This is a genomic window from Acinetobacter indicus (genome assembly GCF_009914475.1).
GTDB lineage: Bacteria > Pseudomonadota > Gammaproteobacteria > Pseudomonadales > Moraxellaceae > Acinetobacter > Acinetobacter indicus.
The window spans coordinates 2714196-2728070 of the sequence record NZ_CP045198.1 but is presented as its reverse complement, the minus strand read 5'-3'; the positions used below and the strand labels follow the sequence as shown (position 1 = coordinate 2728070).

General features: G+C 47.9%; 15 protein-coding genes. 7 read left to right on the top strand and 8 right to left on the bottom strand.

The annotated features are described in order from the left end of the window. Positions 1-1101: an LPS export ABC transporter permease LptF gene (lptF, locus tag GA693_RS13430; protein ID WP_005181567.1), complete on the bottom strand. Its 1101-nt coding sequence runs from the start codon at positions 1099-1101 to the stop codon at positions 1-3. 158 nt (positions 1102-1259) lie between these two features. On the opposite strand from lptF, the gene GA693_RS13425 reads away from it, so the two are divergent. From GA693_RS13425 to GA693_RS13405, 5 genes are all read left to right on the top strand, one after another. Then, positions 1260-2708 (top strand): leucyl aminopeptidase, encoded by a 1449-nt coding sequence (locus GA693_RS13425; RefSeq protein WP_160241706.1) that lies wholly within the window; start codon positions 1260-1262, stop codon positions 2706-2708. Further along, a complete protein-coding gene (locus GA693_RS13420; RefSeq protein ID WP_160241707.1) occupies positions 2701-3108 on the top strand; it encodes a DNA polymerase III subunit chi in 408 nt (135 codons plus the stop codon). The genes GA693_RS13425 and GA693_RS13420 overlap by 8 nt, the downstream gene beginning before the upstream one ends. A 23-nt stretch (positions 3109-3131) precedes the next feature. Then, the gene (gene blhA / locus GA693_RS13415; protein WP_016659708.1) at positions 3132-3752 is read left to right on the top strand and encodes a cell division protein BlhA; all 621 of its coding nucleotides are present in this window, start codon (positions 3132-3134) and stop codon (positions 3750-3752) included. A 209-nt stretch (positions 3753-3961) separates the two neighbouring features. Continuing rightward, positions 3962-4180, top strand: a complete 219-nt coding sequence (locus GA693_RS13410) for a hypothetical protein (protein ID WP_005181560.1) — start codon at positions 3962-3964, stop codon at positions 4178-4180. Positions 4181-4297: 117 nt separating this feature from the next. After that, complete coding sequence (locus GA693_RS13405) at positions 4298-5602, top strand: IS4 family transposase (RefSeq protein ID WP_160241679.1); 1305 nt, start codon at positions 4298-4300, stop codon at positions 5600-5602. A 62-nt stretch (positions 5603-5664) separates the two neighbouring features. Here GA693_RS13405 and GA693_RS13400 read toward each other — a convergent pair whose 3' ends face one another. The 7 genes from GA693_RS13400 to glnK all read right to left on the bottom strand — a co-directional run bounded on the left by GA693_RS13400 (position 5665) and on the right by glnK (position 11810). Further along, on the bottom strand, positions 5665-6210 hold the full coding sequence (locus tag GA693_RS13400) for a VTT domain-containing protein (RefSeq protein WP_160241708.1): 546 nt from the start codon (positions 6208-6210) through the stop codon (positions 5665-5667). 112 nt (positions 6211-6322) lie between these two features. Then, the gene (locus tag GA693_RS13395; RefSeq protein ID WP_016659709.1) at positions 6323-6982 is read right to left on the bottom strand and encodes a riboflavin synthase; all 660 of its coding nucleotides are present in this window, start codon (positions 6980-6982) and stop codon (positions 6323-6325) included. A 27-nt stretch (positions 6983-7009) separates the two neighbouring features. Continuing rightward, positions 7010-8299, bottom strand: coding sequence for a DNA adenine methylase (locus tag GA693_RS13390; RefSeq protein WP_005181555.1), 1290 nt, complete (start codon positions 8297-8299; stop codon positions 7010-7012). Continuing rightward, a complete protein-coding gene (gene ribD / locus GA693_RS13385; protein ID WP_160241709.1) occupies positions 8296-9384 on the bottom strand; it encodes a bifunctional diaminohydroxyphosphoribosylaminopyrimidine deaminase/5-amino-6-(5-phosphoribosylamino)uracil reductase RibD in 1089 nt (362 codons plus the stop codon). Before ribD ends, GA693_RS13390 begins: the two co-directional genes overlap by 4 nt. 23 nt (positions 9385-9407) lie before the next feature. Beyond that, positions 9408-9866 carry a transcriptional regulator NrdR gene (gene nrdR, locus GA693_RS13380; RefSeq protein ID WP_005181550.1) on the bottom strand — a complete coding sequence of 153 codons (459 nt, stop codon included), beginning with the start codon at positions 9864-9866 and terminating at the stop codon, positions 9408-9410. A 139-nt stretch (positions 9867-10005) separates the two neighbouring features. Next, entirely contained in the window at positions 10006-11409 is a 1404-nt protein-coding gene (locus tag GA693_RS13375) for an ammonium transporter (protein WP_075174920.1), read from the bottom strand. 62 nt (positions 11410-11471) lie between these two features. Further along, positions 11472-11810: a P-II family nitrogen regulator gene (glnK, locus tag GA693_RS13370; protein WP_004650081.1), complete on the bottom strand. Its 339-nt coding sequence runs from the start codon at positions 11808-11810 to the stop codon at positions 11472-11474. A gap of 276 nt (positions 11811-12086) precedes the next feature. On the opposite strand from glnK, the gene GA693_RS13365 reads away from it, so the two are divergent. Then, the gene (locus GA693_RS13365) at positions 12087-12314 is read left to right on the top strand and encodes an accessory factor UbiK family protein (RefSeq protein WP_160241710.1); all 228 of its coding nucleotides are present in this window, start codon (positions 12087-12089) and stop codon (positions 12312-12314) included. Positions 12315-12383: 69 nt separating this feature from the next. Further along, positions 12384-13871 (top strand): YifB family Mg chelatase-like AAA ATPase, encoded by a 1488-nt coding sequence (locus GA693_RS13360; protein WP_160241711.1) that lies wholly within the window; start codon positions 12384-12386, stop codon positions 13869-13871. Positions 13872-13875: the final 4 nt, after the last annotated feature.

The window sequence follows — 13875 nt, the reverse complement described above, 5'->3', positions numbered from 1 at the left end:
TTAAGACCTCACTCGCTGAATCTGTTTCTTGATTTTGGGTGCCAGTTTCTGTTTACGCGAGAACAGCGCCGCCGCAATGGCATAGACCATCAGCACCAGCGGATAGGCCCAGATACCCATTTCTTCTTTACTGATCCGGGTTTTGACCGCCATTAGCGCCACAATCAGGCTGGCAAAAATCAGCAGGGCCGGAAACAGTTTTAAATAACGTCCCTGACGCGGACTGACTTCTGATAAAGCCACCGCCAGCAGCAGCGCCACCAGAATTGAAAACGGTACGAAGATGCGCCAGCCCAGCTCACTGGCCACCACCGGGTCCTGACGGTTATCCCACAATTGCCCGATTGGCAGGGCTTCCACTTCGGTGCTCTGGAATTTGGCTTCCTGATCACTTTCCAGACGCAAACGATAGCTGGCAAATTCAGCCTGAGAATACTGCGGACGATCCGGATAAATTTCATAACGGCGCCCTTCGACCAGATCGACCACATTGGCCGGATCATTAGACAGTTCAATCCGGGTCGCCTCTTTGGCCAGAATCATGATATCCGGTTTGCCCGGACGGTCAGCACGCTGGTAGAAGAAAATATCTTTCAGATTACGCCGGTCTTCTGACAGGTCGCCGGCATAAATGGTATATGGCCCCGAAGAAATAAACTCTTTTGGCCGTACCAGATCGAAACCGGTACGGACCGCCTGATTGGTGGTCAATTCTTCAAACTGGCGAATCCCCCACGGTGCTGCCCAAACCATCAGCATGGCCTGCACCGCCAGAAATACCACCGTCATCGGGACTAATAAACGTGCCAGTTGGTTACGACTGACACCGCTGCCATTTAACACTGCCATTTCATGATCGACATAAAGCCGGCCAAACACCAGCATCAGGCCAATAAAAAAGCCCAGTGGCAAAATCAGGGTTAAAAATTCCGGCAGACGGTAGCCAATAATGCTAAACAGAATCCCCGCATCCAGACGCCCCTGCGCGGCGACGCCAAAATACTTGATCAGCCGGCCACCCATCATGATCAAGGTCAATAAGGCAATCACAACCAAGGATGTCGACACAACTTGCTTGACCAGATAACGCCGAATAATCAAATTAATGCTTCCAGAAAACGAGGGAATAAAACTAGCGATAGTTTACCCGAATGTTGAAAATATAAAACCTATACTGTTGTTTCACATTGAAACTCTATTCATGAAAATGTTTCAATGGTTTAATGGTTTTAAAATTTTAAAAGGCCTATATAACGCATATGAAACTGACGATTCATCCGACATACCAAGACAATGTCACCGCAGCTGCTTTATTTATTCTGGTCGATGCCAATACCCTTCGTACAACCGCAGATCACTATAAAATCAAAAATTTAGATAGCATCACCCAGGCCGTACAATTTAAATCCGGCTTTAATGAAAGCTTAAGCCTGACAGCACAGGACAACTTGCCGGCATTCAGCCAGCTGATTGGCCTTGGTTTAAGCAGCGAATTACAGCCGGCTAAACTGGCCAAACTGGCGCAAACCATTGTAAAAACCGCACAGAAGAAATTTAGCAGTATTGCGGTAGATCTATCAGTCCTGCCACAAGAACTGCATTATATTTTTGCCTTGAGCCTGACCCAGGCCGCCTACGGTTTTGATGAATTTAAAACCAAAAAGAATGAATTTGTATTAGCGCAGATTCAATTGATTGCCACACAAAGCCCGTTAACTGCCCATCAGCTGAAATTTATTGAAGCGGTACATACTGGTCAGAATTTTGCCCGCGATTTAGGCAACCGTCCGGGGAACATCTGCTTCCCGGAATATCTGGCTGATCAGGCACTGGCACTGGCAGAAGAATTCCCGGATTTACTCAAAGTAACCGTGCTGAATGAACAGCATATGGCTGACCTGGGCATGGGTGCGTTCCTTGCGGTCAGCAAGGGTTCCGAGCGTCCGGGCCGCATGATTACCCTGGAATACAAGGCCAATCTTGAGCAGGCACCTATTGTACTGGTCGGTAAGGGTATTACCTTTGATACCGGCGGTATTTCCCTGAAACCGGGTGCTGGCATGGACGAAATGAAATTCGATATGTGCGGTGCAGCCTCAGTCTTGGGGACCTTACGTGCGCTGTGTGAATCACGCTTGCCGATTCATGTGGTGGCAGCCATTGCCGCAGCGGAAAATATGCCATCGGGCAAAGCCACCCGTCCGGGCGATATTGTCACCACCATGAGCGGTCAGACTGTCGAAATCCTGAACACCGATGCCGAAGGCCGTCTGGTGCTGTGTGATGCCCTGACCTATATCCAGCGTTTTAACCCGGCACTGGTCATTGACGTGGCGACCTTAACCGGTGCCTGTGTGATTGCGCTCGGTTCGGTGTTAACCGGTCTGTTCACACCAGATGATGAACTGGCACAGGAACTGACCCAGGCCGGCCAGCAGAGTTTTGACCGCGTATGGCGTATGCCGGTGATTGATGACTATCAGGAACAATTAGATTCACCTTTTGCCGATATTGGCAATATTGGTGGTCCAAAAGCCGGTTCTGTGACTGCAGCCTGCTTCCTGCAACGCTTTACTCGTGACTATCGCTGGGCGCATCTGGATATTGCCGGCACTGCCTGGAATTCAGGAACCCATAAAGGTGCAACAGGCCGTCCGGTACCGCTACTGATGCAATTCTTGGCCAACCGTGCAGAGCAGCATGGCTAAAGTCAGCTTTTATCTGTTTGAAAAAAGTCCTGAACGGCAAGTGGACAGCACTTGCCGTTTATGCCGGAAAATCCTGCGTGAACCACAGCGCATCTGGCTGTATAGCGCAGACCCGGCATTGCAACGGGCGCTGGATGAACGGCTGTGGAGCTTTGATGCCGGCAGTTTTATTCCGCATGGTATTGATGAGCCTACGGCACAGGTCTGTATTTCAGCGCAGTTGCCAACTGAAAATGATTGGATTGTGTTTAATTTTAACAAACAGGCTCTTGAACAGTTCGCCAAATTTAGTCACATTATCGAAATCATTGAAAATCATGAAACCGCCAAACAGCTTGGCCGGGAAAAATATAAACAATATCGTCGTTTAGGCATTGAGCCGCAAACCCACAAATTATAGAACCACCCCAAAGGAGATGCAGCGTGGCATTAAATGTTGGTCCAGATTTTAAACAGCGCTGGTTAACTGCGCCTGAAGCTGTGCGTCAGACCTTTATTGATGACCTGCATCGGATTAGCGAGGTGCTGCAACCGGACAGCGACCTCAAACGCTGGGTAGAGTACGATCAGCAGCAACAGCAGCAGTCCTTTCAGAAAATTGATCAGGCCTATGCCGAACTGAAAATCCAGTTAATTGAAGAAGCGCGTATTCGCCGCCAGCAGATGCTGGAGCAACGTCTGGCCCAACAACGCGCCGATCAGGCCGCGTATGCGCAGGCTCTGTATCAGGATGAACTGCAACAGTTTGCCGCGCAGACCGAAACCCTGGCCAGTTTACGCACCCAGCTGGATCAGGAGATTCTGGACTACACTGCGCGTTATCAAAAAAATCCGGAAAATGGTAGTTTCAATTTTGCCAAAGGCGTGCGTATTGCCGATGAACAGATTCTGTCGGAACTCGACAGTGTCCGGGTACGTCTGGAACTGGAAGCCGAAACCCGGATTGAAGAAGCAGTACAACAGTTCCGCAGCCAGCTACAAGCCGCTGCCCAGGAAGAAATTGAATATATTTTAAAACATTCCCAATTTTCCAAAGAGGCCTAAATGTCGGCCTTCTGGCGTGAAAAACCCGGTACGGTGTCAGTAAATGCAGATTTAAACCGGCCCATCTGAAAGATAAATCGGGTTGTGAGGCAGAATTTCTCGCCCGCATGTCATGAAAGTGAAATATTTTTGTCACAAGATAGTCATACTTTAAACAGCAGTACTGCTGCCTTTTAAAGTAAAAATTATTTTTATAATTAGGGTTTAAAATGGGTATCTTGACACAAATATCGAGCAAAATTGACCATCTGCATAGTGGTGAACAATGGCATATTACTGCTCAGGATTTATTAATCAGCCGTGCAGATTTCCAGTCGCTTTATATTTACCTGACCAAAGAAGCTGAAAAGGGTACATTTTCTTTGGCACCGGTTGCAGAAGCCAGTCCACGTTTAGGCGGTACCTCTGTAACAGTGATCAAGCACTAAGGTCAGCGAATTTCTCCCCGCAAGATAAAAGTCCACCCCGCGTGTAATGCCAGTCAGTTAAGCAAATATTAGTAAAATGTAGTAAAAATGAGTGTATGTAAATACGCTCATTTTTTTATGTCTTTATCTGAACATTTAGAATCCACTCTTGAACATGCTCTCCCATCACTTAGCCATTTTTGTGAACTTATTGACTTAAATTGGATTGAAACATCTCTGCATCAAACAGGTAAGGCATCGATCAGAAGGAGAAAATTACCTGCTGAGCACGTGGTTTGGCTTGTTCTTGGGCTTGCCTTGTTTCGCAATCAACCCATCAGCTATGTGGTAGAACAATTAAAACTCGTGTTTGGTACAACAGATTATTGTGTTCCTAGTGCAGCTGTCCAAGCTCGACAACGTTTAGGTCGAGAACCCTTAGCTGCCTTATTCTCCTTAATCAGCCAAGCATGGTTTGATGAATCACAACAACAATATTCAAGCTTTCAAGGTCTTAGTGTATGTGCTGTTGACGGGGTGGTTTGGTCTATGCCACTGACCAAGGAGAATTTTAATCATTTTGGCTCATCTAAAGGTAAAACTGCTGTAGCACCTTACCCACAAGTTAGAGCCACGTGTCTAGTGAATACCAATACTCATGAAATCATAGATGCCCAAATAGGCAGTATGGATCAAGGTGAACTCACATTAGCAAATCAATTATCTCCTCCAGCACAAAGTATTACTTTGTTTGATCGAGCTTATTTCTCTGCTGATTTTTTAATAGGCTGGCAAACACGTGGAGAATCAAGTCATTGGCTTATGCGAGCTAAAGATAATTTACGTTATGACATAATTAAACGGAATTCCCCACATGATTTTCATATCAGGATGCCAATATCAGCAAGAGCCAAAAAACTTAATCCAGCATTAGGAGATTACTGGGAAGCACGTTTAATTGAAGTTGAGCAGGCAGGAAAAATCAGACGTTACATTACTTCATTATTAGATTCAAAGACATACCCACTTATAGCCTTGGCAAAGTTATATGCTCAGCGTTGGGAAATTGAAATGTGTTACCGAGAAATTAAAAGCAATTTACAGGAAGGTAAGCACTTAAGGAGCAAACAGCCAGACTTAATTTATCAAGAATTATGGGGTGTCTTGATTGCTTATAATGTTCTAAGAAGACAAATGAAATATATGGCTCAACGTGCCAAAGTAAGCCCGTTGAGGATCAGTTTTCATATTGCATCTATTGCCCTTCTTAATTTACTCAGATTCGACTCTTTGGCTTCTGCAGGTAATCTACCCAAACATCTGGAAAGTTTAATGGAGAAATCTAATCGGTATGTTATACCTGAGAGACGGATGAGGAGTTACCCAAGAGTTGTAAAAGGAAAACCTCAAAAATACCCAAGAAAAAGCCAGTCAATCTCTTAACTGACTGGCATTACACCCCGCGTGGGCTTTTTTGTACGTGCGGTTTTTCAGCACTGTTTATATTAAAAAATATGACCCAGCCACGACAGGATATTGCCCAGACCGTAACCGATGGCCAATAAAAACACAATCCAGATAATGCCACCGGCAATGTTATAGGCCGTAAAGCTGGCGATGGGCATATGTCCGGAACCGGCAGCAAACGGTGCAAAAGAACGGACAAAAGGAATAAACCGTGCAATGAGAATGGTTTTACCGCCATGCTTCATAAAATAGCGGTTGGTTTTGACGATATATTCCGGTTTGAAATAACGCGAATGGTCATTAAAAAACTTCAGCCCCAAGACCTTGCCGGTATAGTAATTCACGCTATAGCCAAGAATAGAGGCCAGGCACAGTAAAATCGCCATATAGTGCAAATGCACCACGTCGGTGGTTGAACATAAGGCGCCAATGGCAATCAGCAGACTGTCTCCCGGCAGAAAAAACATAAATACCGAACCGGTTTCCGCAAAGATAATTAAAAATAAAATTGCATAAATCCAGACCCCATAGTTGTTGAGCAACACAGGCAGCCACTGTTCAAAATTTAGCAAAAAATCAATCATCTACACTTAACCAACGTAAGTTACTCTGTTTCGCGCAGCCTGAATTATCGCTAAAAATAAAAAAACAGTCTAATTTTTTCAATCAGACTGTTCTGTACAGCAGCGTCAGGACTTATTTTAAGAAGCCATTTTCGGCCAGAAAGTCCATGCTGATTTTTGACTGTGCCGTGGTTTCTGCGGCTTTTTCACCGAGCAGTAAACGCTCGATATAACGCGCCAAAACATCCACTTCCAGATTGACTTTAGTCCCAGTTTTCCAGGTACCAATATTGGTACGCTCTGCGGTATGCGGAATCAGGTTCAGGCTGATTACACTGCCACGTAAATGGTTAATGGTCAGGCTGATGCCATCTACAGTCACCGAACCTTTTTCGGCCAGATATTTGGCAATTTCAGCCGGTGCAGTCACTTCGAAATATAAAGAACGCGCATCTTCACGCACCAAGGTAATTTCACCCACGGCATCGACATGACCACTGACAATATGTCCGCCAAAACGGGTGGTCGGTAACATGGCTTTTTCCACATTCACCGGCTGGCCAACTTTCCAGTTACCTAAGGTAGTCCGGTTTAAACTTTCCCGTGACACATCGGCCGCGTACCAGTTATCGCCCCACTCAATAACGGTCAGGCAGATGCCGTTGGTGGCAATAGAATCCCCCAGATGGACATCGGACATATCCAGATCGGTCTGAATACGCAGGCGGACATCACCACCGACACTTTGCAGGCTGTCCACTTTGCCCACGCTTTCAATAATTCCTGTAAACATAGTCTTTTCTCTTATTGTCTCTAGTGCTTACCACAAGGCCAGTTGGGTGCTAACACCGCTGGTATCGACCCCGCCCAGCTCGGCAAAGTGATGCAACTGCCCCAGCAACTGCCGGATTGGCGGGCCAGACTTGGCATGAGTATCGGTAATCACAATAAATTCCAGTACTCGTGCGCGTTCAGACTGACGCTGCTTGCTGACCCGGTAACGCGGTACATCCTGGGTTAACAGGCTGACCCGGCCACGTTTTAAATTGGCCTGCAACAAATCCACTGCACTGATATTGCCATCGGTGGAGTAACTGGTCAGGATATACCGTGCATTAATGGTCTCTAACAGCTTCTCATACGCCTCTTTGGCGTGCTTGGACGAGTTATACGGACTCGGACGCTCTTTACGCCAGGCACGGTCAATGCCGCTCTTAAAGCCTTTGGTATCTGGCGTTGGTAAATCGACCTGATCCCACAAGGTTAAGGCATTTAACACATGATAGTTACTGCTATAAGCATGCTGGTTATATGGCGGATCTAAATACGCCACATCCACTTCAAAACCGCTCATCTGGTTGGCCAGATGCTGGGCATCAACACACCACATTTCGGCAGCCGGACGTTTCGGATCACCAATTTCACAGAAGCGGCTTGGGGTTAACCACAACAAAGATTCAATCCGTTCCAGTGCAGTCTGGGTTTTACCACCCCAGCCATGGTGGAAACTTTTAAAGACCCCGGAGGTGTTGCTGACAAAACTGGCCGAATACAACAAAGGCGCCAGCAGCGCGCTCATCTCGACATCATCAATCGCGCCTTGCGCCTGCCAGGTGGCAATCTGCTGGCGGATGGCATCAATACGCATCCCGTTACGGCGTTTAAAGAATAAACGGTCGCGGGTCGGATCATAAATTTCATCATTGCGTGGGCACAGGTTATGCGTGACCCAGCCTTTGACTTCTGGCAAACGGTTTAAATAATCAATCGCTTTCTGATAACCGCCCAGCTCTTTAAACGCCGGCGCTTCCACACAAGCCAAAATCGCATGATTCAGCGCATGGCTATACGGTTCCCAGTCATTGGCAATTACCCGATAGCCATTTTGTCGGGCCAGACGTGAAACCACGCCTGAACCGGCAAAAAAGTCAGCGAAGATCGGGGCGCGGCCGCCTTTGTTCAGGGTGCCGGTCTGCTCCAGCGCTTCCAGAATCAGATGTAACAGACGACGTTTATTCCCCAGATAAGGAACCAGCTGATGGAAAAGATATTCATCTGTCGTACGTGCGGCGTGACGACGTTTGTGATAAACCGTAGACTCTGAATTCATAACGTCTCTTGAGAAGGGGTTAACCTTAAGCGCACATCATCACCGAATTGAGTGACGTCGCAAAGTTTAAATCGAAGTTGTTGTGCCATACGCTCAAATTCTGCCTGAAACATGGCACGTGCAGACCGGCCTAACAGGGTCGGAGCCACATAACTGATCACTTCGTCGACCAATTGCTGCTGTAAAAAGGCGGTCGATAATATTGCACCGGCTTCAATCAGCACATCATACAGCTGATACTGCTGCACCAAAGTTCGAAGTAGTTGATCCAAAGGCTGAACCTCGAGCTGGATCACGCCCAGCGCTTCCAGCTCGGCCCGATACGGACCCATCACCATCACACTGTCCGGCTGCTCGAGCAGTTTGGCGGTTAAGGGTAAGCGTCCCTGACGGTCCAGCACCAGCCGTTTCGGCTGGGCAATGCTGCTGATGTCCTGATGTATCGCCAGCTGGCGGACATTGAGCTGACAGTCATCGGCCAGTACGGTTTCAATCCCGGTAATCACCACTGCTGAAATTGCGCGCCAGTGCTGCACATCCAGACGGGCCGGATTGCCGGTAATCCATTTCGATTCACCGGAGGCCATGGCAGTACGGCCATCCAGACTTGACGCCACTTTTAAGCGGACATAAGGCTGACCCGTGGCCATGGCTTTTAAAAAGCCCAGATTCAGCTGATGCGCCTGCTGTTCCAGCACGCCTACCTCCACCTGAATTCCGGCATCGCGCAGAATCTGCACGCCTTTACCAGCCACCAGCGGATTCGGATCAGGACAGGCCACTACCACTCTGGCCACACCGGCTTCGACCAGACCTTTGGCACAAGGCGGGGTACGTCCATAATGCGCACAAGGTTCCAGAGTCACGTAAGCGGTTGCACCGCGGGCGGCATCGCCGGCATCACGTAAGGCAAATACTTCGGCATGTGGCTGTCCGGCACGCGGATGATAGCCCTCACCCACCAGCTGTCCGTCTTTAACCAGCACACAGCCCACATTCGGATTCGGTTTGGTCGAGTACTGTCCGAGTCGTGCCAGTTCAATGGCACGCTGCATCCAGATTTGGTCTTGAGTTAACTCGGACATGTCACCACTCTTGCGCGTTGAGCTTAGTATTCACGTTGCTGCATTTGTTCAATTTGACGGCGGAAGGCTTCCACATCCTGAAAGTCCTGATACACCGAAGCAAAACGCACATAGGCCACATGATCCAGCGAGAATAAAGACTGCATGACAATTTCCCCGATGGTGCGTGATTTAACATCACGTTCGCCCAGACGGCGGATTTGCAGCTGGATATCACTGAGTACCGTTTCAATCTGTTCCTGAGTCACGGGACGTTTTTGCAAGGCATGCATCAATGAACGGCGCAGTTTGGCTTCATCAAAGGGCTCATTTTTACCGTCCGATTTAATGACGCGTGGCATCACCACTTCATAACTTTCAAAGGTGGTAAAACGTTCACCACAGCTAATACATTCACGACGTCGGCGAATTTGACAGCCTTCAGCTGCCAGCCGTGAATCAATCACTTTACTGTCTGCGGCGTTGCAAAATGGACAATGCATAGTGGTTTAATTGAACAAATCCAGTTGATTTGAGAGTGTAGCAAAAAAACAGGATTTTGTAGAGTTTTACGCAATATATAGAAAAAAAACAGCCCTTTTGGGCTGTTTTACACAATATATTGATTATGCTGCTGAAAGATTATTCAACCCGTTCACCATGCTGGCTTAAATCCAGACCCATGCGTTCATCATCAGATTCAACACGGATACCAATTACCAGATCAATCACTTTCAGGATGATGAAGGTTAATACTGCAGAGTACACAATGGTGGCAATCACACCTTCCACTTGCACCCACAGCTGACCCATCAGGCTGGCAGGTGCCGCATCGCCCATAATGAATTCGCTGGCAAAGAAGGCGGTTAAAATTGCACCTACAATACCACCCACGCCATGCAGGCCAAAGGCATCTAAAGAGTCATCGGCTTTCAGGGCACGTTTCAGTGCAGTAATCCCCCAGAAGCAGACCACGCCACCAATCAGCCCCATGGCTAAGGCACCACCGACGGTGACAAAACCTGCTGCCGGGGTAATGACCACCAGACCGGCCACAGCACCTGAAGCACCGCCTAATACAGAGGCTTTACCACGGACCACTTTTTCAGTCACTAACCAGGCCAGTGCGGCTGCAGCTGCGGCAACTTGAGTCACCACTAAAGCATAACCTGCTGAACCATTGGCGCCCAGCGCAGAACCACCATTGAAACCAAACCAGCCTACCCACAGCAAGCTTGCACCCACCACAGTTAAGGTCAGGTTGTGCGGTGCCATCGATTCACGGCCCAAGCCCATACGTTTGCCCAGCATATAGGCAGCCACCAGACCAGCCACACCAGAGTTAATGTGTACCACGGTACCACCAGCGAAATCCAGCGCGCCATCATTACCTAACCAGCCGCCACCCCAGACCCAGTGGGTAATAGGTGCATAGACCACCACCACCCAGATGGCAATGAACGCAACAAAGGCCCCAAATTTCATCCGCTCTGCAATCGAACCGCTAATAATGGCCACGGTAATAATCGCAAAGGTCATCTGGAAGATCACAAACAGAATTTCAGGAATGGTGCCACTCAAGGCATCGGTGGTAATACCGGCCAGCATGAACTTGTCCAAGCTGCCAATAAAGGCATTGCCTTCGCCAAAGGCCAAGGTATAGCCAATAATTACCCAGACCAGACTGACCACTGCGGCCGCAACAAAACTGTGCGCCATGGTGCTGAGGACGTTTTTCTTGCGCACCATACCGCCATAGAACAGGGCCAAGCCCGGAATGGTCATGAGTAGGACAAGTGCTGTTGAGACCAGAATCCAAGCGGTATCACCAGTGTCTAACACGGCTTCTTCTTCAGCCGCTGCCACTTCAGGTAAAGCAGTTTCTGTAGTGATGATATCGCTTGATTCAATAAGCGCAGGTTCCACAGTATCATTTACTGTGATTTGTTCTGAAGGAGTTGGCGCTGTTACGGCTTCTTCAGCCCAAGTAACAGAACCACCCAAAAGCGCGCCGGACAGGCCGAGCGCAAGTAGCATTTTTTTCATTCGTATCCCCCAACCTAGTTTTTGTGAGTTATTAGGTACTCAGCAAACTTCGTGCCAATTACTTAAACAGCATCTGCACCTGTTTCACCTGTACGAATACGGATGACCTGTTCCAGATTCGTCACAAAAATTTTACCGTCACCGATTTTGCCGGTGCTTGCTACACGGGTGATTGATTCAATCACTGAATCCACCATCTCATCACTAATGGCGATTTCGATTTTCACTTTTGGTAGAAAATCAACAACATATTCTGCGCCACGATACAGTTCAGTGTGACCTTTCTGACGACCGAAGCCTTTGACTTCAGTGACAGTGATCCCTTGAACACCAATTTCTGACAGTGCTTCACGCACGTCATCTAATTTAAAGGGTTTTACAATTGCAGTTACGAGCTTCATGTGTGTTTTCCTTCGGCTTATTTCACCAGTAAGGTTTTATGTTCAAATTTCATGCCAAAACTCCTAAGGTCGGGGGAAATTAGAAGTTACGGCATGTGATTTATTTATATCTTATTTTATACCTTTCTCATGCACCAATCTTCAAAAAATAAACATTTTTCTGTAGAGATTTACGATCTCCGGCATCGAATAAAACCATATTTCATCTGAAACACTATAGTCTGGGCCAGAGCAATGCTACACTGCGCTTTTCAGTCCACTGGAATGGAATTTATTATGATAGAAACCTTATTACAGGCCATCTTAGAACAGGTCGATCAACCGAAAAAAGACTTAGAACATAATCTGCGTGCCCTGCTAAGCGAAGCCGTCAGCAAAATGGATCTGGTGTCCAAAGAAGAGCTGGACCGTCAGCGCACTGCACTGAATAATGCCAATCTTCGTGTAAATGAACTGCTGCAGCAGGTAGAAGCACTCGAACAAAAGATTTTGAACAAAGAATAAGCACCTTCTTAGTGCAACAAAAGACGCATAACGACCAAAAATAACGCACCAAAACGGAACATAACAACAATGTCTTTTGCCAAAATTTATACGCGGGGTCTGCTTGGACTGAATGCCCCGTCCATTGAAGTTGAAGTCCATTTAAGTCAGGGTCTGCCCTCCTTAACCATTGTCGGTCTGGCCGAAGCCGCGGTCCGTGAAAGTAAAGACCGGGTTCGCTCGGCCATTATTAACAGTGGTTTTCAGTTTCCCACCAAACGTTTGACCATTAATCTGGCCCCGGCCGATTTACCCAAAGATGGCTCACGTCTGGATTTACCGATTGCCTTAGGCATTCTGATTGCTTCCGGACAATTGCCCGAACAGGCCGCAGAAAACCTGGAATTTATTGGTGAACTGGCGCTGGATGGCCAGTTACGCCCGGTCACCGGCACTTTAAGTATTGCCATTGCCTGTCAGGCGGCCGGCCATCAACTGGTATTACCGGAACCCAATGCACAGGAAGCCGCACAATTGCCCGACTTTCAGGTGTTTGCGGCCAGTCATCTGAAACAGGTCTGTGAGCATCTGGCGCAGGCTGCGCCCCTACAGCCTTTTGCAGCAAGCTCGGAAACCCGCTTGGAACGCTATGCTTTTGACCTGGCGGATGTCAAAGGACAGCTGCGACCTCGGCGTGCCCTGGAAATTGCCGCTGCCGGTGGCCATTCCTTGCTCTTTAAAGGTCCACCCGGTACAGGCAAGACTCTCTTGGCCTCACGTCTGGCCAGTATTTTGCCGCCCCTGAATATGCAGGAAAATCTTGAAGTTGCCAGTATCTATTCAATTGCCAATACCCCACATCGCTTTGGACAGCGGCCGTTTCGAGCCCCGCATCATACCGCTTCAGCGATTGCACTGGTCGGTGGTGGCTCGCATCCGAAACCGGGCGAAATTACCCTGGCTCATTTAGGTGTGCTGTTTTTAGATGAACTGCCGGAGTTTGACCGTAAAGTGCTGGAAGTATTGCGGCAGCCCTTGGAATCCAAAGAAATTGTGATTTCCCGGGCATCGCGGCAGATTACCTTTCCGGCCAGTTTCCAGCTGATTGCCGCGATGAACCCCTGCCCGTGTGGCTATGCGTTTAATCAGGATATTCGCTGCCAGTGTTCTCCAGAAATGATCAAGCGTTATCAGAACCGGATTTCTGGGCCATTACTGGATCGGATTGACCTGCATATCGATGTGCCTCCTCTGCAAGCTCATGAATTACAATCTACACAACCGGTAGAAGATTCTGCAACCGTTAGGGAGCGTGTGATAACTGCCTACGAACTGCAAATACAAAGACAGAACAAGCTGAATATGGCATTAACCCCAAAAGAATTAGAGCAATTTGCGCCACTAAATGCTCAGACCAGTAAAATGTTTGAACTTGCCCAACAAAAGTTAAATTTATCTGCCCGTGCTTATCATCGGGTATTACGAGTAGCACGAAGCATAGCTGATTTAGCTGAGAATTCAGAAATTCAGCCTCAGCATTTATCGGAAGCTTTATCTTATCGAGGTCAGCAAAGCTAAACGA

What these genes read in the sequence shown, in the direction of transcription:
- GA693_RS13425 (WP_160241706.1), top strand. Translation starts at nt 1,260, where the DNA reads ATGAAACTGACGATTCATCCGACATACCAAGACAATGTCACCGCAGCT.
- GA693_RS13420 (WP_160241707.1), top strand. Translation starts at nt 2,701, where the DNA reads ATGGCTAAAGTCAGCTTTTATCTGTTTGAAAAAAGTCCTGAACGGCAA.
- GA693_RS13410 (WP_005181560.1), top strand. Translation starts at nt 3,962, where the DNA reads ATGGGTATCTTGACACAAATATCGAGCAAAATTGACCATCTGCATAGT.
- GA693_RS13405 (WP_160241679.1), top strand. Translation starts at nt 4,298, where the DNA reads ATGTCTTTATCTGAACATTTAGAATCCACTCTTGAACATGCTCTCCCA.
- GA693_RS13400 (WP_160241708.1), bottom strand. Translation starts at nt 6,210, where the DNA reads ATGATTGATTTTTTGCTAAATTTTGAACAGTGGCTGCCTGTGTTGCTC.
- GA693_RS13395 (WP_016659709.1), bottom strand. Translation starts at nt 6,982, where the DNA reads ATGTTTACAGGAATTATTGAAAGCGTGGGCAAAGTGGACAGCCTGCAA.
- GA693_RS13390 (WP_005181555.1), bottom strand. Translation starts at nt 8,299, where the DNA reads ATGAATTCAGAGTCTACGGTTTATCACAAACGTCGTCACGCCGCACGT.
- ribD (WP_160241709.1), bottom strand. Translation starts at nt 9,384, where the DNA reads ATGTCCGAGTTAACTCAAGACCAAATCTGGATGCAGCGTGCCATTGAA.
- nrdR (WP_005181550.1), bottom strand. Translation starts at nt 9,866, where the DNA reads ATGCATTGTCCATTTTGCAACGCCGCAGACAGTAAAGTGATTGATTCA.
- GA693_RS13375 (WP_075174920.1), bottom strand. Translation starts at nt 11,409, where the DNA reads ATGAAAAAAATGCTACTTGCGCTCGGCCTGTCCGGCGCGCTTTTGGGT.
- glnK (WP_004650081.1), bottom strand. Translation starts at nt 11,810, where the DNA reads ATGAAGCTCGTAACTGCAATTGTAAAACCCTTTAAATTAGATGACGTG.
- GA693_RS13365 (WP_160241710.1), top strand. Translation starts at nt 12,087, where the DNA reads ATGATAGAAACCTTATTACAGGCCATCTTAGAACAGGTCGATCAACCG.
- GA693_RS13360 (WP_160241711.1), top strand. Translation starts at nt 12,384, where the DNA reads ATGTCTTTTGCCAAAATTTATACGCGGGGTCTGCTTGGACTGAATGCC.